This is a genomic window from Streptomyces durhamensis (assembly GCF_000725475.1).
Classification (GTDB): domain Bacteria; phylum Actinomycetota; class Actinomycetes; order Streptomycetales; family Streptomycetaceae; genus Streptomyces; species Streptomyces filipinensis.
Genome location: NZ_JNXR01000003.1, coordinates 79,327 through 98,987, shown reverse-complemented (window position 1 = coordinate 98,987; position 19,661 = coordinate 79,327). Strand labels below are relative to the sequence as shown.

General features: G+C 71.6%; 13 protein-coding genes and 1 pseudogene. 9 read left to right on the top strand and 5 right to left on the bottom strand.

All coding sequences use genetic code 11. From position 1 onward, the window contains the following. Positions 1-156: 156 nt before the first annotated feature. Positions 157-1,965 carry an ABC transporter ATP-binding protein gene (locus IO33_RS0104160; RefSeq protein ID WP_031160314.1) on the bottom strand — a complete coding sequence of 603 codons (1,809 nt, stop codon included), beginning with the start codon at positions 1,963-1,965 and terminating at the stop codon, positions 157-159. A 115-nt stretch (positions 1,966-2,080) separates the two neighbouring features. On the opposite strand from IO33_RS0104160, the gene IO33_RS0104155 reads away from it, so the two are divergent. Then, positions 2,081-2,530 carry a MarR family winged helix-turn-helix transcriptional regulator gene (locus tag IO33_RS0104155; protein WP_031160311.1) on the top strand — a complete coding sequence of 150 codons (450 nt, stop codon included), beginning with the start codon at positions 2,081-2,083 and terminating at the stop codon, positions 2,528-2,530. A gap of 108 nt (positions 2,531-2,638) precedes the next feature. On the opposite strand, the gene IO33_RS0104150 is transcribed toward IO33_RS0104155, so the two are convergent. Further along, positions 2,639-4,249: a peptide-N4-asparagine amidase gene (locus IO33_RS0104150; RefSeq protein WP_245235678.1), complete on the bottom strand. Its 1,611-nt coding sequence runs from the start codon at positions 4,247-4,249 to the stop codon at positions 2,639-2,641. 151 nt (positions 4,250-4,400) lie between these two features. Here IO33_RS0104150 and IO33_RS0104145 point away from each other — a divergent pair, with 151 nt between their 5' ends. Then, positions 4,401-5,975 (top strand): M1 family metallopeptidase, encoded by a 1,575-nt coding sequence (locus tag IO33_RS0104145; RefSeq protein WP_245235677.1) that lies wholly within the window; start codon positions 4,401-4,403, stop codon positions 5,973-5,975. Between the two features lie 160 nt (positions 5,976-6,135). Continuing rightward, positions 6,136-8,145: a peptidoglycan recognition protein family protein gene (locus IO33_RS0104140; protein WP_031160304.1), complete on the top strand. Its 2,010-nt coding sequence runs from the start codon at positions 6,136-6,138 to the stop codon at positions 8,143-8,145. On the opposite strand, the gene IO33_RS0104135 is transcribed toward IO33_RS0104140, so the two are convergent. Continuing rightward, positions 8,142-8,942: a L,D-transpeptidase family protein gene (locus IO33_RS0104135; protein WP_245235676.1), complete on the bottom strand. Its 801-nt coding sequence runs from the start codon at positions 8,940-8,942 to the stop codon at positions 8,142-8,144. The two genes, IO33_RS0104140 and IO33_RS0104135, sit on opposite strands and share 4 nt — an antisense overlap. Positions 8,943-9,142: 200 nt before the next feature. Here IO33_RS0104135 and IO33_RS0104130 point away from each other — a divergent pair, with 200 nt between their 5' ends. The 4 genes from IO33_RS0104130 (at position 9,143) to IO33_RS0104115 (ending at position 14,004) form a co-directional block, all read left to right on the top strand. Then, entirely contained in the window at positions 9,143-10,948 is a 1,806-nt protein-coding gene (locus IO33_RS0104130; protein WP_031160300.1) for an ABC transporter ATP-binding protein, read from the top strand. Continuing rightward, positions 10,945-12,726, top strand: a complete 1,782-nt coding sequence (locus IO33_RS0104125) for an ABC transporter ATP-binding protein (protein WP_031160298.1) — start codon at positions 10,945-10,947, stop codon at positions 12,724-12,726. The genes IO33_RS0104130 and IO33_RS0104125 overlap by 4 nt, the downstream gene beginning before the upstream one ends. 525 nt (positions 12,727-13,251) lie before the next feature. After that, on the top strand, positions 13,252-13,722 hold the full coding sequence (locus IO33_RS0104120) for a DUF5709 domain-containing protein (RefSeq protein WP_031160296.1): 471 nt from the start codon (positions 13,252-13,254) through the stop codon (positions 13,720-13,722). Positions 13,723-13,740: 18 nt separating this feature from the next. Then, positions 13,741-14,004, top strand: a complete 264-nt coding sequence (locus tag IO33_RS0104115) for a type B 50S ribosomal protein L31 (RefSeq protein ID WP_031160294.1) — start codon at positions 13,741-13,743, stop codon at positions 14,002-14,004. A gap of 35 nt (positions 14,005-14,039) precedes the next feature. Here the strand turns inward: IO33_RS0104115 and IO33_RS0104110 are convergent, their stop codons facing one another. Then, positions 14,040-14,834, bottom strand: coding sequence for a metal-dependent hydrolase (locus tag IO33_RS0104110; RefSeq protein WP_031160291.1), 795 nt, complete (start codon positions 14,832-14,834; stop codon positions 14,040-14,042). A gap of 145 nt (positions 14,835-14,979) precedes the next feature. Between IO33_RS0104110 and IO33_RS0104105 the strand changes: the two genes are divergently transcribed. Further along, entirely contained in the window at positions 14,980-17,493 is a 2,514-nt protein-coding gene (locus tag IO33_RS0104105) for a DEAD/DEAH box helicase (RefSeq protein ID WP_031160288.1), read from the top strand. 40 nt (positions 17,494-17,533) lie between these two features. Beyond that, positions 17,534-18,400: an acyl-CoA thioesterase gene (locus IO33_RS0104100; protein ID WP_031160286.1), complete on the top strand. Its 867-nt coding sequence runs from the start codon at positions 17,534-17,536 to the stop codon at positions 18,398-18,400. 366 nt (positions 18,401-18,766) lie between these two features. Here the strand turns inward: IO33_RS0104100 and IO33_RS52115 are convergent. Then, a pseudogene (locus IO33_RS52115) lies at positions 18,767-19,603 on the bottom strand (DUF6397 family protein); the annotation flags it as partial. Positions 19,604-19,661 lie beyond the last annotated feature (58 nt).

The window sequence follows — 19,661 nt, the reverse complement described above, 5'->3', positions numbered from 1 at the left end:
TACGCATATCGCCATAAACCCGGCACATATTACGTTGTCGCTCCGTTGTCGGCCGGAGGGTCAGCTTTCGGTTCCGTTCGCGCCCAGCCCGAGCGTTCCGGCCGTGCTCGGACCACGGGCTCCGGCCCGCGTTCAGCGTGTGGGTTCTGGCTGGGCTCAGTGCGTGGGTTCGAGTTGAGCGTCCCGGCGCACCAGCGCGGCGTACCTGCCGTCACGTTCCAGCAGTTCCTCGTGGCTGCCGCGTTCGGCGACCCGCCCGGAGTCCAGGACCACGATCTGGTCGGCGCCGCGGATCGTGGACAGCCGGTGGGCGATGGTGATCGTCGTCCGGTCGGCCGACAGGGCGTCGATCGCCTCCTGGACGGCGGCCTCGGTGCGGGTGTCGAGCGCGCTGGTCGCCTCGTCGAGGATGAGGACCGGCGGATCGCGCAGGATGGTGCGGGCTATCGCGAGACGCTGCTTCTCCCCGCCGGAGAAGCGGTGGCCGCGCTCGCCGACGACCGTGTCGTAGCCGTCGGGCAGCGCGGCTATGTGGTCGTGGATCTGCGCCGCCCTGGCCGCCGTCCGCAGTTCCTCGTCGGTGGCGTCCGGCTTGGCGAAGCGGAGGTTGTCGGCGACGGAGGCGTGGAAGAGGTACGTCTCCTGCGAGACGACGCCGACCGCGCGGGCGAGGGTGTCGAAGTCGAGGTCCCGGACGTCGACGCCGTCCAGGGTGACGCGGCCGCCGGTGACGTCGTACAGGCGGGGCACCAGATAGCCGAGCGTGGACTTGCCTGCGCCGGTCGGGCCGACGACGGCGAGGCTGCCGCCCGCGGGCACGGTGACGTCGATGCCGTCGAGGACGGGGCGCGCCCTGTCGTCGTGGTCGTAGCGGAACCCGACGCCCTCGAAGCGGACTTCGCCCTTGACCTGGTCGAGGTGGACGGGCCGCTCACGCTCGGTGATGTCGACGGGCAGGTCCAGGTACTCGAATATGCGCTGGAAGAGGGCGAGGGAGGTCTGGATCTGGACGCCGGTCGCGAGCAGGCTCACGGCGGGCCGGAACAGTCCCTGCTGGAGCGAGACGAAGGCGACGATGGTGCCCAGCGAGACCTTCGGACCGCCGAACTGGAGGGCGAGACCGGCGGTCCAGTAGATGACGGCGGGCATCGCGGCCATGACGATCGTGATCACGGCCATGCGCCAGCGGCCGGCCATGTTCGACCGCACTTCCAGGTCGACCAGGCGCTCGGACTCCTCGGCGAAGGACGCGGTCAGCGAGTCGGAGCGGCCCATGGTCCGGCCGAGCAGGATGCCGCTGACCGAGAGCGACTCGGTGACGGTGGCCGCCATCGCGGCCATCTGCTTCTGCCGCTGGGTGGTGATCTTCTTGCGTTCGTTGCCGACGCGGCGGCTTATCCACACGAACACCGGCAGCAGGAGCAGCGAGACGACCGTGAGCCGCCAGTCGAGGGCGACCATCGCGACGATCGTGGCCACGACGCTGGTGGCGTTGGAGACCAGGGAGGTGGCGGTGGAGGTGACGGTGGCCTGCATGCCACCGATGTCGTTGGCGATCCGGGACTGCACCTCGCCGGTGCGCGTGCGCGTGAAGAAGGCGAGCGACATGCGCTGCAGGCGGCCGTAGACGGCGGTGCGCAGGTCGTGCATGACGCGCTGGCCGACGGTGGTCGAGATCAGCGTCTGCAGCACGCCGAAGACACTGGAGAGGACCGCGCTGAGGATCATGCCGAGCGCGAGCAGGCTCAGCAGACCGGTGCGGCCCTGCGGGATCGCGACGTCCAGGATCTCCTTGAGCAGGAACGGTGTGGCCACCGAGACCAGCGAGGAGGCGCCGACCAGCAGGCCGACGACCGCCAGCCGGCCGCGGTAGGGACGGAAGAGCTTCAGGATGCGGCGCACCTGCCGTGGCTGTTCCTTGGCGTCGGCAGGTGGGGTCCAGGACGTTTCACGGTCGGGATGCATGGGCTCCTACGGAGGTGAACGGGCGCCGGCCGGAGGTCGGCCGACGATGACGAAACGGATCGTAGCTCATTGTTACCTATACTCACAATGAACGGCATCCTGATATTGTTCCCGCATGACCAGCCCCGATCCCGACGGCCTGCTCGCCGAGCAGTTGCTGCGGCTGACCCGCCGGGTGCACCGCATCCAGAAGCGCCACCTTGAGCGGAACGACCTGGGTGTCACCCCGGCCCAGTCCCGGCTGCTGCGCACGCTCGCGCACTACGCCTCGCCGCCTCGCATGGCCGACCTCGCCGAGCGTCTGGAGGTGGTGCCGCGTGCGGTGACGACGCTGGTCGACGGCCTGGAGGCCGGCGGGAAGGTACGGCGGGTGCCGGATCCGGCGAACCGGCGCGTGACACGGATCGAGCTGACGGCCGAGGGGCACACGACCCTGCGCGAGCTGCGCGGCGCACGCCGCTCGGCGGCCGAGGAGATACTCGCTCCGCTGACCGAGAAGGAACGCCAGGTGCTCGGCGTCCTGCTGGACACGTTGATCGACGGAGACTGCGGCACGCGCTGCTGAGCCCGCGGTGCGGGAGGCCGTGGCCGGTGCCGGCCACGGCCTCCCAGCCGCTCGACGGCGGCTCCCCCGCCCGATCAGGGCGTCCGTTCGGCCGCGCGCGCTCCGCGCTCAACAGCCGGAGCGGTCCTCCGTCAGCACCCCTTGAACCGTGCTCAGCGAACGGTCGTAGCAGCCGTCGGAGCCGAACAGCCGATAGCGCTCGGTCGACGTGCCGACCGCGTGCCGCTGGTCGCGCGGGACGTTGAGGGTGTACGCGGCGTCGCCGCTGTAGGTGTCGTCGAGCCGCGACCACGTGGTGCGCCGGCCGTCCCGCAGTTCCACGACCGAGGCACGGTCGCCTAGCGTGAGCACGGTGCGCAGCCGGTTGTCCGTGCCGATGGTCGTCGCGCCGTTCATGGTGTACGTCCGGTGCGTGTGCGTCGCCCGCGCGGGCCCGTGTCCGACGACGGTGACCGTCTGGTCGTCGGCCCAGGTCGCGTCGATCCCGTCCGTGTTCTCGCCGTCGGTCCAGCGGTGGACGGAGGTGTTGGCGAGCGTCCGGGTGACGCTGGTGGTCACGCGGCCGTGCGAGGTGTCGAGGTAGCCGGAGACGGTGAGCCGGTGTCCGGCGTCGGTGGCCACGCGGTTCTCCGAACCGGGCGTGTAGACGGAGGAGTCGGCGATGCCGGTCGCCCTGTCCGCGGTGAGCGCGCCGGTGACGTGGGCTCGGTGCGCGTCCTGCCAGACCAGGACGTTCACCGGCGCGCTCCAGCCCGACTGGCCCGCGGGGACGCCGACCACGGAGACCTCGACCCGGTGCGGACGGCCGTCGTTGAGCAGTCCGGCGAAGGGCGTGAGGTCGTAGGCGATCGGCCGGACGTCGAAGGCCCCCGGTGCCGGCAGGACGTACCAGAGGAAGGGGTTGGACCAGCCGCCGGTCCAGACGTTCGGGAACGGCGCGGCGATTCCGGCGAGCCGGCCGTCGACCTTGATCTGCACCTCGCGGTACGGCCCGTGGTCGGCCTTGCAGGAGTAGGACGCCGGGTCGGCCACCGTCAGATACCAGAACTCCTCACAGCCGCCCCCCGAACCCGTGGCGTACACCTCGGCGACGATCCGCTCGCTGTTGCGCGGCGTCGTGAGGGTCGTGCCGTCGGGCGTGTCCGCGAGGGTGAGCACGCGGTCGGGGGTCCGCTCCGCGGGCCGGCCGGCGTAGAAGGTCAGCGTGACGTGCACGTCGATGACGCCGGTGTACGTGTCGTCCACGACGTTGCCGATCAGCATCTCGACGTCCTGCGCGCTGCGGAAGGTGTCGCTGTAACGGGTGACGTCCTTCTCGACATGCCACTCGATGCCGTCGGGCGAGGGTTCCGGAGTGGAGGTGCGCAGGATCTCGACCCCGCCGACGTGCAGATAGCCCAGGCGGTCGTACTGACGGCCCTTCACCTTGCCGTCGAGCTTCAGGACGACCTTGCTCCAGCGGTCGCCGCAGCCCTGGGGCGGGGTGTACGCGCCACGGTAGGGCGTGAAGTCGCGGAACTGGACATCGGCGAGGGTGACCTGACAGGACGTGGTGTGCGGCCGGTCGACGGGCGGTGCCGCGGTGACCGGGTCGTGCCAGTCGGTGCCGAACTCGGCCGGAACGTCGGCCGCCTGCGCGGCGGCGGCTCCGGTGCCGAAGAACGCGCTCGCCAGGAGGGTCGCCCCCGCGAGCATGGACATGACTATCCGTCTTCTCATGGCCCGTGTTCTACGGGGAGTTGGCCGTCGGCCGCAATGACGAGATCGGACGACACTCGCCGCACGGTCCCGCCCGCCCGGAGCCCTCGCCGACCGACCGCACAGCGGAACATTTCGTGCTATAAGCACACCTCGCTGCCATAGTGCGGTCATGGAGACCATGCCCGCCGGCCGCCCCCCAGGCTCCCCTCGCCAGGAGTCCCGGCACCGGCGCCCCCGCCCTGCCCTCCGCACGCCGCGCGCGGCCCTGACCCTGGCCCTCGCCGGTGCCGTCACCGGTGCCGCCGTGGTCACCGCCCTGCTCCCGCGCGCAGCCCGCGACTCGCCCGCACCCGGCCCGACCGCCTCCCCGGGCCCTGCGCCCGCTCCCGGCGCACCGGGCATCGGCGACCCCCTCATGCCGCTCGCCGGCAACGGCGGCTACACGGTCGACCGCTACACGCTCGACTTCGACTGGCGGGCGCCCCGGACACCGTTCGCCGCCGCCGCGACCGTCAACGCCACCGCCACCCAGTCCCTGTCCCGCTTCGACCTCGACTTCGCGGGCAACGCGCTGCACCGGGTGACGGTCGACGGCACACCGGCCACCGTCGTACGGAACGGCGACGAACTCGTCGTCACCCCCGCGCGCCCCATCCCCCACGGCAGCACGTTCACCGTCCGCGTCACCTACACCGCCGATCCGACTCGGAGCAGGCACCGCGACGACGCGATCCGGGACTACGGCTGGGTGCCCACCGCCGACGGCACGTTGGTCTGCGCCCAGCCCGACGGCGCCAAACTGATCTTCCCGGCGGACGACCACCCCAGCCTGCGGGCGCCCATCACCTTCCACATCACCACCCCGCCCGGCATCAGCGCCGCGGCCAACGGCCGACTGGTCGGCACCGTCCGGCGACCAGACGGACGTGTCAGATGGACCTACGACTCCGAGCAGCCGATCGCGGCGCAGCTGGTCCAGATGGCGATCGGGAAGTTCACGTTCGTCGACGGCACCGGCCCGCGCGGCCTGCCGGTCCGGGACGTGGTCCCGGACGACCTGGTCGGCGACACGGCGGATTTCCGCTCGCTCACCCCGGAGCATCTCGCGTGGCTGGAACGACGCCTCGGCCCGTACCCGTTCCGCCGCTACGGCGTGCTGGTCGGGGACACCGACCTGCCGGTGGCCCTGGAGACGCAGTCACTGTCGGTCGTACCGAAGGACGACCTGCTGGGCGACCGGATCGACGCCGAACGCAACCTCGTGCACGAGCTGACCCACCACTGGACGGGTGACAGCGTCGCCATCCGGCGCTGGTCCGACCTGTGGCTGAGTGAGGGTCACGCCCGCTTCTACGAACGTCTGTACTCCGACGAGCACGGCGGGGCCGGCCTGGAGGCCGCGATGCGGGCGGCCTACGAACAGCACGACCAGTGGCGGCACGACGAAGGGGCGCCCGCCGAACCCACGGAGCCGACGCTGTTCAAGGTGATGCGCTACGACGGCTCGGCGCTGGTGCTGTACGCCCTGCGGGAGAAGGTCGGCGCCGAGACCTTCGACCGGATCGAGCACTCCTGGGTGACGGCGTATCAGGGCCGGGCGGCCGGCACCCGGGACTTCATCACCCTCGCGTCGCGGGTCGCCGGCGAGGACCTGAGCCCGTTCCTGACCCCCTGGCTGTACGGGCCGCACACCCCGCCCATGCCGGGCCACCCCGACTGGCGGGTGGAACCGGTCGAGGACTGAGCCGGCACGCCGCCGACCGAGTGGCCCCTGCCCGGCCGCTCGGCCACCCCGGTGACCCTTGGCGCGACACGGCGCGAAAGGCACGGAAACGTACCAGGGGTGGCGTCCAGGACAACTGCCTTTGTTCTGGTGGAGACGAACATGTCTGGAGAACCGTGCAATGAGAAGACCGGCCACCCCGCGTGTTCCCAACTCCCTGCGCGAGTGCCGCCGGACGGCCTGCGTGATCGCGTCGGCTGCGGTGCTGGTGCCGCTGCTGCTCATCCCGCTGGCCGACGACGAGGCACCGGACCAGCAATTGCAGAACACCTTCACGGAGGCCGCCCGCGAGTTCCACGTGCCGCGCAGTGTGCTCATGAGCGTGTCCTACATGCAGACGCGCTGGGACACCCATTCGGGCGCGCCCAGCATCGCGGGCGGCTACGGGCCGATGCACCTGGTGGACACCGGCCGCATCGAGGCCCCGGCGGTGGCGGCGGGCCCGTCTGCGCAGCACGGCGCCGGCACCCGGCCCGAGGCGGGCGAGGCGGCCGCCCCTGAGACCTCCCCTTCGCCAGGCCACACCGTACAGCCGGCGGACCTGGACCGCGCCGCACGCCTGCTCGCGGTCCCGGCCGAACGCCTGCGGACGGATCCCACCGCCAACATCCGCGGCGGCGCGGCGATCCTGGCGGCCACCCAACGCCAGCTCGGCAAGCCCCTCAGCGCCAACGCGGCCGACTGGTGGGAGGCGGTCCAGCACTACCCGGGCACCCGCGACATCACGGCGGCGACCGCCTACGCCAACGATGTCTTCGACGTGATCCGCAAGGGAGCGCACCGCACCACCGCCGAAGGACAGGACGTCACCCTCGCCGCCGATCCCCGCGTACGCCCCCACGTCACCCGCGCCCAGACCCCACCGCGGCCCAAGGAGGTCGAGTGCCCGGCGGAGCTGGCCTGCGACTGGCTCAGCGCCCCGTACGAGGAGATCGACGAGGACGGCGACTACGGCAACCACGACCTCGGCAACCGGCCCATCGACCAGAAGATCAACTACATCGTCATCCACGACACCGAGGCGTATCTGCCGAACATGTTCAAGACGGTGCAGGACCCCACGGAGGCGTCGTGGCACTACTCGATCCGCTCCAGCGACGGCCACATCACCCAGCACGTGCGGACCAAGGACGAGGCCTGGCACTCCGGCAACCAGTTCGTGAACGCCCGCTCGATCGGCATCGAGCACGAGGGCTTCCTCAACCAGCCGGGCAAGTGGTTCACGGAACCGATGTACCGGGCCTCGGCGCGTCTGGTGCGCTACCTGGCGAAGAAGTACCAGGTCCCGCTCGACCGGCAGCACATCATCGGTCATGACAACGTGCCGTCGCCGACCGCCGACAGCATCCCCGACATGCACGACGATCCCGGTCCCTTCTGGGACTGGCGGCACTACTTCGACCTGCTCGGCGCGCCGCTGCGGGCCTCGGCCGGACCGGACAGCGACATGGTGATGATCCTGCCGGACTACGCCACCCACAAGCCCCCGTTCACCGGGTGCAAGGGCGACGGTCACCCGTGTCCGCCGCACGGCTCCAACGCCGTACGCCTCCACACGCGACCGGACGACAACGCCCCGCTGATCCAGGACCCCGGCCGCAAGCCGGACGGCGACCCGTCCACGGAAGACGTCAACGACCTGGGCTCACGCGTCTCCGCGGGCCAGACCTTCGCCGTCGCCGACCGGAGCGGCGAGTGGACGGCGATCTGGTTCCAGGGCAACAAGGCATGGTTCAGGAACCCTCAGAAACAACCGACGGCCGTCGGCGCGAGCGGCAGCATGGTGACGCCCAAGGAAGGCCTGGACGAGATCCCGGTGTACGGGCGTGCCCTCCCGGAGGAGGACGCCTACCCCGAGAACGTGGAGGAGGAGCCCGAATCGCCGCTGCCCTACCGGCTCCAGGCGGGCCAGCGCTATGTGACACAGGCTCGGGTCCGCAGCTCGTACGTCCCCCGGTCGTCCATCGTCGACTCACCCGAGCCGGTGGTGAAGGGCCGCGAGGGGTATTACGAGATCCAGTTCGGCCACCGCCTCGCGTACGTCCGGGCGAGCGACGTGGACGTCGTCGAGAGCGCTTCCGCCACGGCGGGACCACCGTCGGCGCAGGACGACCGCCCGGCCGGGCACTAGGCCGCCAGTTCCGCCCGGTCCCCCATCACCACGACCGGATCGCGCGCCGGATCGAGCGTGCGCAGCAGGAATGCCATGGCCTGCCGGGAGACGCTGACGCAGGCCGAGGTGCCGCTGCCGTGGTCCAGGTGCAACCAGATACCGCCGCCCTTGTCCTGACCCCAGGGGCGACCGGCGTCGCGCGGTGGGGTGCCTCGCAGGCGGTTGTAGTCGATGGCGATGACGTAGTCGAAGTCGTGCTGGTGCGCCTCGTCCCATTCGGCCGGTGGCGTATAGGCGCTGACGTCGTGATCGTACGGCAGTCGGGCTCCCGGGTCGCGGAGCACACCGCCCGCGTCGGAGAGGGTGAAGACACCCACCGGGCTGCGCTGGTCCCCCTCGTGGTGGTCGGTGGTCCAGCCGTGCCGCCCGTTGTGGGCGGGCCAACTGCCCGCCGGGTGCCACTGGGCGCCACGCCGGGTGTACAGCACCAGCCTGGACTCGGCGGAGTCGACGCCCTCGCCGTAGACGGCCACGATCTGGCGGGAGCCGGCGGGGATCCGCCGGTAGAGGCGGGCGCCGACGCCCGGGACACGGGTCGGGTCGGTCGTGGGAGCCGAAGAGACGGTCGGGCCCTGCCCGGTCGGTCCCTGCGCGGTCGGGACTTGCGCGGTCCGGTCGCGGGGCGCCGGGGCACCGTCGGTCCGGGCGGGGCCTGATGGAGGGCCACCGCACGCGGTGAGGGCCGCGAAGAGCGTTCCCAGGGCCGCCACCCCGACCGTCACACGCCGCCGCACGCTGTCGATCTCGATGTGCACCGGGCCATGGTGACAGCGCACACCGGCTGATCGTGCGATCTCCCCGGCATTCACCGAGCCGGGTGAGCGGCCACCTGGCCGCCCTGTGTGGGCGTCAGGGAAAACCGTTTGAAATTCAGCACGCCTCGGAGTCAACTTGTCACGGTCTGTCAGCGCTCATCGCCGCTTCCCCCTCCCCTGACACGAGCCACTGGGACGTCATGCAGATTCAAGACCTTCCGTATCCCGATCCCGGCGTCCCCGACGTGCGTTCGGGCCCCCGATTCCTGTGGTGGCTCTGGCTGAACCAGCTGGGCGGGCAGCTGAAGTCGCTCGCCTGGGGCCTGCTGCACTTCGTGTCCGTCTCGGCGCTGCCCTTCTGCATCGGCCTCGCCATCGAGGCGGTCGTCGACCGCTCCGGCACCCGGCTCGCCCTGACGGGTGCTCTGCTGCTGCTGTGCGGCACGGGCATCGCCCTCGGCGAGACCTTCCTGCACCGGGCCGCCGTCACCAACTGGATCACGGCCGCCACGCGCGTCCAGCAACTGCTGGCCCGCAAGGCCGCCCAGCTGGGCTCCGCCCTGACCATGCGAGTGGCCGCCGGAGAGGTGGTGGCCGTCTCCACCGGCGACGTCGAGAGGATCGGCTGGTTCGTCGAGGCCGTCTCCCGGTTCACCGCGGCCGCGTTGACGGTCGTCGTGGTCGGTGCCGGGCTCCTCGTCTACCAGCCCGCCCTGGGCGTGGTCGTCGCCATCGGACTGCCCGTGGTGGCCCTCGCGGTGCTGCCGCTGCTGCCCCGTGCCACGCGCCGCGCGGACGTGCAGCGCGAGAAGGCGGGCCGGGCCACCGAGCTGGCCTCGGACACGGTCGCCGGACTGCGTGTACTGCGCGGCATCGGCGGCGAAGAGCTGTTCCTCGACCGCTACCGCCGCGCCTCGCAGGAGGTACGCCACGCCGCGGTGCGCAGCGCCCGGATGTGGTCACTGATCTCCGCCATCCAGGTGCTGCTCCCCGGGCTGCTGCTCATCGCCGTCGTCTGGCACGGCATCCAGCTCGCCCGCCAGGGCCGTGTCACGGTCGGCGAACTCGTCACCGTCTACAGCGCGGTGATGATCCTCAACTATCCGCTGCGGCACTTCGAGGAGATCGCCATGGCGTACTCCTTCTCACGCCCGTCGGCCAGACGGACGGCCGGCGTCCTGTCGCTGGAGCGGTCCACCGCCACCGAGGGCACCCGCGCGCCGGAGGTACCGGGCGGCGACCTGTACGACCCCGGCACCGGTCTGCTGGCTCCCGCGGGCCGTCTCACCGCCGTGGTCTGCGGCGATCCGGACGCGGCGGGCAGGCTCGCGGAGCGGCTGGGAGGCCATCCCGCCGAGCCGGGCCGCTCGGTGCTGCTCGGCGGGGTGCCGCTGGACGAACTCCCCCTGGACAGCGCCCGTGCCGCCGTCCTCGTCCAGGACAAAGACCCGGTGCTGTTGTCCGGCACCCTGCGCGAACTGCTCGACGTCCCCGCCTCCGGAGCCGTACGCGCCACGGACGCGCTGGACGCGGCGCAGTGCGGCGACGTCCTGGACGCGCTCGTCCAGGGGTCGCTGGACGCCGCGGACCCGATGGACGCCCGCATCACCGAACGCGGGCGCTCCCTGTCCGGTGGCCAGCGCCAGCGGCTCGCGCTGGCCCGGTCGCTGATCACCGACCCCGAGGTGCTGGTGCTGGACGAGCCGACCTCCGCGGTCGACTCGCACACCGAGGCACGGATCGCGGACGGGCTGCGCCGGCTGCGCTCGGGGCGCACGACGGTGGTGTTCACCTCCTCTCCGCTGCTCCTCGACCGCGCGGACCGGGTCGCCCTGGTCGACGAGGGCGAGGTCGTGGCGGTCGGCGTGCACCGCGAACTGATCGCCAACGAGCCGCGATACCGGGCCGTGGTGACGCGGGAGACGGACGACGAACTGGCCGCGGCCGACGAGGCTGCCCTGGTGGGAGCGCGGCAGGAGCTCGAAGAAATCGAGGAGAGCGCATGATCGGCGTTGCGCCACCGGTGTACGACCCGGCGGCCCCGACGACCGCCACCACCCTGCCCGTCGGCGCGGCCACGACCGTGCGTGCCTACATCGCCGAGCTGTTCCGCCGGCACCGCCGGGCCTTCCTCCTGCTGGTCGCGGTGAACACGGTGGCCGTGGTCGCGTCCATGGTGGGGCCGTACCTGCTCGGCGGCTTGGTCGAGCGGGTGTCGGACGGGGCCCGGGAGCTTCATCTGGGCCTGGCCGCCGGGCTGTTCGTGCTCGCGCTCGCCGTACAGGCCGTGTTCGTACGGCAGGTACGGCTGCGGGGTGCGATGCTCGGCGAGCGGATGCTGGCCGACCTGCGGGAGGACTTCCTGGTCCGGTCGGTCGGGCTGCCGCCGGGCGTGCTGGAACGGGCGGGCACCGGCGATCTGCTGTCCCGCATCACCACCGACATCGACCGCCTGGCCAACGCGATGCGCGAGGCCGTGCCCCAGCTGGCCATCGGTGGCGTGTGGGCTCTTCTGCTGCTCGGCGGGCTCGTGGTGACGGCTCCGCCGCTGGCGGCCGCAGTGCTGCTCGCCGTACCGGCGCTGGCGGCCGGGTGCCGGTGGTACTTCAAACGGGCGCCCGCCGGATACCGCTCCGAGGCCGCCGGGTACGCGGCGGTCTCCTCCGCTCTCGCCGAGACGGTCGACGCGAGTCGCACCATCGAGGCGCACCGGCTCGGCGCCCGCCGCGTCGCCCTGTCGGAACGGCGGATCAAGGAGTGGACGGCCTGGGAGCGGTACACGCTCTGGCTGCGGTCCGTGCTCTTCCCGGTCATCAACGCCGTGCACGTCATCGTGCTGAGCTCGGTCCTCCTGGCCGGCGGGGCGTTCGTCCTGCGCGGGTGGATCGGGGTGGGCCAGCTGACCACGGGCGCCCTCATCGCCCAGATGCTCGTCGACCCGGTGAACCTGATCCTGCGCTGGTACGACGAGGTGCAGGTCGCCCAGGTGTCGCTGGCCCGCCTGGTGGGTGTGCGGGACATCGAGCCCGACGCCGGGGACGCCTCGCTGGCACCGGACGGGCGGGACGTGCACGCCGACCGGGTGCACTTCGGCTACCGCGAGGGCGTCGACGTGCTGCGCAACGTGTCCCTGGAGGTCGCCCCGGGCACCCGGCTGGCCCTGGTCGGCCCGTCGGGCGCGGGCAAGTCCACCCTCGGCAGGCTGCTCGCCGGGATCTACGCGCCGCGGGACGGCCGGATCACCCTGGGCGGCGCGGAGCTGTCCCGGATGCCGGCGGAACGCGTCCGCTCGCACGTCGCCCTCGTCAACCAGGAGCACCACGTCTTCGTCGGCTCCCTGCGCGACAACCTCCTGCTGGCCCGCAGCGGTGCCACGGACGCCGAGCTGTGGGCGGCCCTGGGCGCAGTCGACGCGGATGCCTGGGCGCGGGCGCTGGACGACGACCTGGACACCGAGGTCGGCTCCGGCGGCTTCGCGCTGACACCGGCGCAGGCCCAGCAGATCGCGCTGGCCAGGCTCGTGCTCGCCGATCCGCACACGCTGGTCCTGGACGAGGCGACCTCGCTGCTCGACCCGCGCGCGGCCCGGCATCTGGAGCGGTCCCTGGCCCGCGTCCTGGACGGCCGCACCGTGGTCGCCATCGCCCACCGTCTGCACACCGCCCATGACGCCGACGTGATCGCCGTCGTGGACAACGGACGCATCAGCGAGCTGGGCAGCCACGACGAGCTGGTCACGGCCGACGGCGCGTACGCCGCGCTCTGGCGGTCCTGGCACGGATGAGGCGGCGCCGACCACGCGGCCGACCGGTACGCCGGCCCCGTGACCGCCCGCGGGGCCGGTCTGCCGATGCTTGGGACAGCGGCGGACCCTTTCGGCCAGGCCTGCAGTCGGGGAGGGACCGGCGGAAGGGGCGGCCGGCATCGGGGGCAGCCCGGTCGTGCCCGGCGCGGGACCAGCGAAGCCGGTCGGTGTTGGGGGCAGCGGTGAGGTGGCGTGCGGCGGGGGCCGCCGGCCTCGGCGGGGCGGCGCGGCGGAATCCGCCGGGGCTCGGGGTGGCCAGGTGGAGGGCCGGTCGGTGCGCGGTGGCGCCTGCCGTAGGCCGGTGCAGGGTGCGAGCCCTGGCCGGCGCCGGCGTCCGTGCCGTTGCGCGGAGTCGAGCAGGGGTGGAAGGCTGGAGAACGGCACAGGCTCGGGGAACGCTACGGAACCACCCGGTCCGCAGCGTGTGACACCTGCGCCGCGCGTGCCGACGGCCCGGCGCCCCTCGCGGTGGCCTATGGCCGTCCTCACCACCAGGAGGTACTCGTGGACAGCGCCGACGGCTGGGGGGACGACGTCTACCAGCCCGATTCCTCGGAGATCCGGGAGGATTCGGGGGTGCTCGACGTCGAGGACACACTGGACTTCGACGGCGTCAACGACCCGCTCGACCGTGGCTGGTCCCCTCCCGAGCGCCCCTGGGCGGTGGAGCGCCTCGGGGTGACGGCGGCCGAACGCCAGGCGGGCGAGACGCTCGACCAGCGGCTCGCCGAGGAGCTGCCCGACCTCGACACGGCCGACGGCGACGGCCTCGGTGACTGCACCGGCACCGACGGGGAACTCCTGGACAACGAGGTCGGCAACCTCCGCTCGGGCCGGCTGGTGGCCCCGGACGAGGGAGCGCACGAGGACGATGAGGCCGCTCTCGTCGCCACCGACGTCGGTATCGACGGCGCCGCCGCTTCCGCCGAGGAGGCCGCGATGCACATCGTCGACGAGGACTCCCTGTCCGGCTGAGCCCCACGAGGAGCCGCCATGCAGCAGGACGAGCAGCCCGAATACCGCCCCGTGGTCTTCCGCGACCGCGCCGCCGGCTACGCCTTTCTGACCCGGTCGACCGCGCGGAGCGAGCAGAGCATCGAGTGGGACGACGGCCGGACCTACCCGGTGATCGACGTGGAGATCTCCTCCGAGACTCACCCCTTCTACACGGGCAAGGCCCGCACCGTCGACACCGAAGGCCGCATCGCCCGCTTCGAACGCCGGTACGGCGGAGCCGACGCAGGCGACACGACCTGATCGCAAGCGGTGGCCCGGGCCAGGTGGCGGGAGCCTCAGATCACGTTGAGGGCGGCCGCGCAGCCCACGCCACCGAGCAGCATGAACACGGGCATCAGCACCTTCAGCTCCACCCAGCTTCCGGCACGGAACCGCATCACCTTCGGCGGCCCCAGGGGGTACCAGCGCTTGCGGCCCACGGGGATCGGCCACAGGATCGGGCAGCCCGACACCGTCAGCGCGTCCCCGATGTCGTGCACCAGGGCACCGAGGACGATCGGCAGCCCGAGCCAGAGGTACTCCTGCCCCGGCGCGGTGAACAGCCAGTCGGAGCCGTTGCCCGGCTTGTCCAGGATGCCCGCGAGAATCCATGCGCTCGTCGCCGCCAGCAGCCAGACCAGGACATCGCTGCTGGAGCCGCGCGCCGCCCGCCACAGCAGCCCCTCGATCGCCAGCACCATGTGCACGAACAGGATCGCCAGCACCGCCCAGCGGCCCCCCGTGATCGCCGCCGCAGAGCACCCGGCGCCGATCATGACCGCCCACACCCAGGTGTGCGTCAGCGTGCGGTGGCCGCCCGAGCGGCGCGGGTCGCCCTGCTTCCTGGTCGATTTGTAGACGGCGTACGACAGCTTGTCCACGATCTCGCAGAGCCAGCGCGAGAACGGCCCGAAGGCCCGGGAGATGGTGGCGGCCTTGTGATCGAGGTCCGGGGCGAGCGCGGCGCCAGCGCAGATCAGGGCGCCGACGAGCAGCACCGGCCAGGGCATCGGGCGCCCGGCCGCGGCGGCGGCCGCTCCGACGCCGAGCCAGGCCGCGGCCCCCGACAGTGAGTGTGCTGGTCCCATCATGGCCGCTTCCCGCCCCATTCCTCGTGTGCCGCTGTCCAGTTGACCTGGTGCGCCGACCCTGCGTCGGCGTCACAGCGTAGCGGCCATGATCTTCGTGCTCGCAGCCGATTCCCTTCTCGGGGACGAGGCCAGGCAAGATGGGTGCGTGACCCTCATCGATCAGCTGCCGCCGACCGCCGACCCCGACGCCCTGTACGAAGCCTTCGAGTCGTGGTCGCAGGAGCGCGGCCTCACCCTCTACCCGCATCAGGAGGAGGCGCTGATCGAGGTGGTCTCCGGGGCGAACGTGATCGTCTCGACGCCCACCGGCTCCGGCAAGAGCATGATCGCCGCCGGCGCGCACTTCGCCGCCCTCGCACGGGACGAGGTCACCTTCTACACCGCCCCGATCAAGGCGCTGGTGTCGGAGAAGTTCTTCGAGCTGTGCAAGCTCTTCGGCACCGAGAACGTCGGCATGCTCACCGGCGACGCTTCCGTGAACGCCGACGCGCCCGTGATCTGCTGCACCGCCGAGGTCCTGGCCTCGATCGCGCTGCGCGACGGCAAGAACGCGGACGTCGGCCAGGTCGTCATGGACGAGTTCCACTTCTACGCCGAGGGCGACCGCGGCTGGGCCTGGCAGATCCCGATTCTCGAACTCCCTCAGGCACAGTTCATCCTGATGTCGGCCACTTTGGGTGATGTGTCCTTCTTCGAGAAGGACCTCACCCGCCGCACCGGCCGCCCCACCTCGGTGGTCCGCTCGGCGACCCGCCCGGTGCCGCTCTCCTACGAGTACAAGTTCACGCCGCTCACCGAGACGCTCACCGACCTGCTGGAGAGCAAGCAGGCGCCGGTGTACATCGTGCACTTCACCCAGGCGCAGGCCGTGGAGCGGGCGCAGGCGCTGATGAGCATCAACATGTGCTCGCGCGAGGAGAAGGAGCAGATCGCCGAGCTGATCGGCAGCTTCCGATTCACCACCAAGTTCGGCCGCAACCTCTCCCGTTATGTCCGGCACGGCATCGGCGTCCACCACGCCGGCATGCTGCCCAAGTACCGGCGTCTGGTGGAGAAGCTCGCCCAGGCCGGCTTGCTGAAGGTCATCTGCGGCACGGACACGCTCGGCGTGGGCGTCAACGTGCCGATCCGTACGGTGCTGTTCACGGCGCTGACCAAGTACGACGGCAGCCGTGTGCGCACCCTGCGGGCCCGTGAGTTCCACCAGATCGCGGGGCGGGCCGGCCGGGCCGGTTTCGACACGGCCGGGCTCGTCGTCGCGCAGGCGCCCGAGCACGTCATCGAGAACGAGAAGGCGCTGGCGAAGGCGGGTGACGATCCGAAGAAGCGGCGCAAGGTGGTGCGCAAGAAGGCGCCGGAGGGCTTCGTCGGCTGGACGGAGAACACCTTCCAGAAGCTGATCGATTCGGAGCCGGAGCCGCTGACCTCGCGTTTCCGGGTCACGCACACGATGCTGCTGTCGGTGATCGCCCGCCCGGGCAACGCGTTCGAGGCGATGCGTCACCTGCTGGAGGACAACCACGAGCCGCGCAGGCAGCAGCTGAGGCACATCCGCCGGGCGATCGCGATCTACCGTTCGCTGCTCGACGGCGGCATCGTGGAGAAGCTCGACCGGCCCGACGCCGAGGGCCGCATCGTCCGGCTCACGGTCGACCTGCAGCAGGACTTCGCGCTCAACCAGCCGCTGTCCACGTTCGCGCTCGCCTCGTTCGAACTCCTCGACCCCGAGTCGCCGTCCTACGCCCTCGACATGGTGTCCGTCGTCGAGTCCACCCTGGACGACCCGCGGCAGATCCTCGTCGCCCAGCAGAACAAGGCGCGTGGCGAGGCCGTGGCCGCGATGAAGGCGGACGGCGTCGAGTACGAGGAGCGCATGGAGCGCCTCCAGGACGTCACCTACCCGAAGCCCCTGGAAGAGCTGCTCTTCCACGCCTACAACACCTACCGCAAGAGCCACCCCTGGGTCGGCGACCACCCGCTGTCGCCGAAGTCCGTGATCCGCGACATGTACGAACGGGCGCTGTCCTTCACGGAGTTGGTGTCCTTCTACGAGCTGGCCCGCATCGAGGGCATCGTCCTGCGCTACCTGGCCAGCGCCTACAAGACCCTCGACCACACCATCCCGGACGACCTGAAGTCCGAGGACCTGCAGGACCTCATCGAGTGGCTCGGCGAGATGGTGCGCCAGGTGGACTCCAGCCTGCTGGACGAGTGGGAGCAGCTCGCGAACCCGGAGGAGATGACCGCCGAGGAGGCCCAGGAGAAGGCCGACGAGGTCAAGCCGGTCACGGCCAACGCGCGCGCCTTCCGGGTCCTGGTCCGCAACGCGATGTTCCGCCGCGTGGAGCTGGCCGCCCTCGACCAGGTCGAGGAGCTGGGCGAGATGGACGCCGAGTCCGGCTGGGACGCCGACACCTGGGGCGAGGCGATGGACACGTACTGGGACGAGTACGAGGACCTCGGTACCGGTCCCGACGCCCGCGGCCCCAAGCTTCTGGTCATCAAGGAGGAGCCGGAGAACGGCCTCTGGCGCGTCCGTCAGATCTTCGACGACCCGAACGGCGATCACGACTGGGGCATCAGCGCGGAGATCGACCTCACGGCCTCCGACGCCGAGGGCCGCGCCGTCGTCCGCGTCACCGATGTCGGCCAGCTGTGAGCCGCTGCCGACCAGTTGTGAGCCAAGGAGAATCCCACCGATGACGAACCCGGCCGAGAGACTGGTCGACCTGCTCGACCTGGAGCAGATCGAGGTCAACATCTTCCGTGGCCGAAGCCCGCAGGAGTCGCTGCAGCGGGTCTTCGGCGGCCAGGTGGCGGGCCAGGCCCTGGTCGCCGCCGGCCGCACCACGGAGGGCGACCGCCCGGTGCACTCGCTGCACGCGTACTTCCTGCGTCCGGGCCACCCCGGGGTACCGATCGTGTACCAGGTGGAGCGGGTCCGCGACGGCCGGTCGTTCACCACGCGCCGGGTCACGGCCGTGCAGCAGGGCCGCACGATCTTCAATCTGACCGCCTCCTTTCACAAGCCTGAGGAAGGACCGTTCGAACACCAGCTGCCGCCGGCCCGCGAGGTGCCGGAGCCGGAGTCGCTGCCCACGGTCACCGAGGAGATCCGCAAGCATCTGGGCGCGCTGCCGGAGCGGTTGGAGCGGATGGCGCGCCGCCAGCCCTTCGACATCCGGTACGTCGACCGGCTGCGCTGGAACGCCGAGGAGATCGACGGGGCCGAGCCGCGCAGTGCCGTGTGGATGCGCGCGGTCGGACCGCTCGGTGACGACCCGCTGGTCCACACGTGCGCGCTGACCTACGCCAGTGACATGACCCTCCTGGACGCGGTCCGTATCCCGGTCGAACCCCTGTGGGGTCCGCGGAACTTCGACATGGCCTCGCTGGACCACGCCATGTGGTTCCACCGGCCGTTCCGCGCGGACGAGTGGTTCCTGTACGACCAGGAGTCGCCGATCATCACCGGCGGGCGGGGTCTGGCCCGCGGCCGTATCTACGACCTGCAGGGGCGCCTGCTTGTCTCGGTCGTCCAGGAGGGCCTGTTCAGGTCGCTGTAGCGAGCCGTCAGCCGGGGCCCCGCAGCGGGTGCTTCAGACCCGGGCCGGCCGGGAGTTTCTCCGACGCAGCCAGGAGCGCAGACCACGACGGGGTTGCGCCGGGGCCCGCTCGGGCCGACGGTGACCCGGGCGGGACGAGGACACCTCGGCCGGCCGCACCACCGGCACGCCGTGCCCCTCGGACGCTCGGCTCACCGGTGCGTCCGTCGGATCGGCCGGTCCTGGCCGCGGCCCGCCGTTCGGCCTGAAGGCTCCGGCCTCCGCCCCACCGCTCTGCACCTCTGACGCCTGTGCCGCGGTCGGCTGCTCGCCGGGCGCCGATGCCTGGGCGGTCGGTTCCGCAAGCCGCGTGACCGTTCGGGCCATCGGCGGGATGGGCTGTGCCACCGCCCGCGCGCTCGGTGCGGCGCGGCGGGCGGTCGGGCGCGGGGCACTGCGGAAGGCGCGGGCCTCCTCCAGGGCGTGGGCCAGCTCGCTGCGCAGCCACTCGGTCTCGTCCGCGTCCTGTGCCGTCGCGATCCGCTCGGCCAGGTGCGCGGCAGGCGATCCCGGCGTGCCGTGACCTGGTGGCGTCGGGCGGAACCGGTTCAGGTAGGAGCGCTCGTACGGATCCCTGACGACGTCGGCGACCTCGACGGGCGAGAGGAAGGCCGCGACGGCTCCGGCCCGGGCCCACGGCTGCTCGGCCTGGCGCAGCAGGAAGCCGAGATGTCGCCCCCGCCAGTTACGGGCACGCAGGTCCGCCCCGGCGGCCAGCCGGCCGCGCAGGCTCTGGGGCGTACGCCCCTTCAGCAGACGCGCGTTCTCAGCCTGCGACGCGAAGTGCCGCAGTTCGTCCGCGAGATACAGCCAGACGACGGCACGGTAGCGGTTCAGGTACCAGGTCACCGGCACCAGCAGGCCCAGCCGGGCGAGGCGGGTGAACCGCCCGACCGGGATCTCCATGAGCGCGGCACCCTCGGTGGTACCCACCACCCGCACGCGGTCACGCAGGGCTTCCGCGCACCCTTCCTGCGCACGGAGGCGGTCGATCTCCGCACGCTCCACCCTCCGGCCCCCTCCGCCGCCTTCGTCGGGCACGGTCCGGATGTGGCCGAAATGCACGGCGAGCTCGAACTCGCCCCGTTTGAGACCCAGTTGCCGCGCGGCATGGCTGGGTGTGCAGGTGACGGGCCGGGGCGGGCTGACAGTGCTTGCCGACATGGTCGTACTCCCCCGTGGAGTCGTTGGCTCACGCCCGGTGCGTTCGCCGTGCACACAC

Excerpts from the sequence above, each read along its gene's own strand:
- IO33_RS0104160 (WP_031160314.1), bottom strand. The coding sequence starts at position 1,965 with ATGCATCCCGACCGTGAAACGTCCTGGACCCCACCTGCCGACGCCAAG.
- IO33_RS0104155 (WP_031160311.1), top strand. The coding sequence starts at position 2,081 with ATGACCAGCCCCGATCCCGACGGCCTGCTCGCCGAGCAGTTGCTGCGG.
- IO33_RS0104150 (WP_245235678.1), bottom strand. The coding sequence starts at position 4,249 with ATGAGAAGACGGATAGTCATGTCCATGCTCGCGGGGGCGACCCTCCTG.
- IO33_RS0104145 (WP_245235677.1), top strand. The coding sequence starts at position 4,401 with ATGGAGACCATGCCCGCCGGCCGCCCCCCAGGCTCCCCTCGCCAGGAG.
- IO33_RS0104140 (WP_031160304.1), top strand. The coding sequence starts at position 6,136 with ATGAGAAGACCGGCCACCCCGCGTGTTCCCAACTCCCTGCGCGAGTGC.
- IO33_RS0104130 (WP_031160300.1), top strand. The coding sequence starts at position 9,143 with ATGCAGATTCAAGACCTTCCGTATCCCGATCCCGGCGTCCCCGACGTG.
- IO33_RS0104125 (WP_031160298.1), top strand. The coding sequence starts at position 10,945 with ATGATCGGCGTTGCGCCACCGGTGTACGACCCGGCGGCCCCGACGACC.
- IO33_RS0104115 (WP_031160294.1), top strand. The coding sequence starts at position 13,741 with ATGCAGCAGGACGAGCAGCCCGAATACCGCCCCGTGGTCTTCCGCGAC.
- IO33_RS0104110 (WP_031160291.1), bottom strand. The coding sequence starts at position 14,834 with ATGATGGGACCAGCACACTCACTGTCGGGGGCCGCGGCCTGGCTCGGC.
- IO33_RS0104100 (WP_031160286.1), top strand. The coding sequence starts at position 17,534 with ATGACGAACCCGGCCGAGAGACTGGTCGACCTGCTCGACCTGGAGCAG.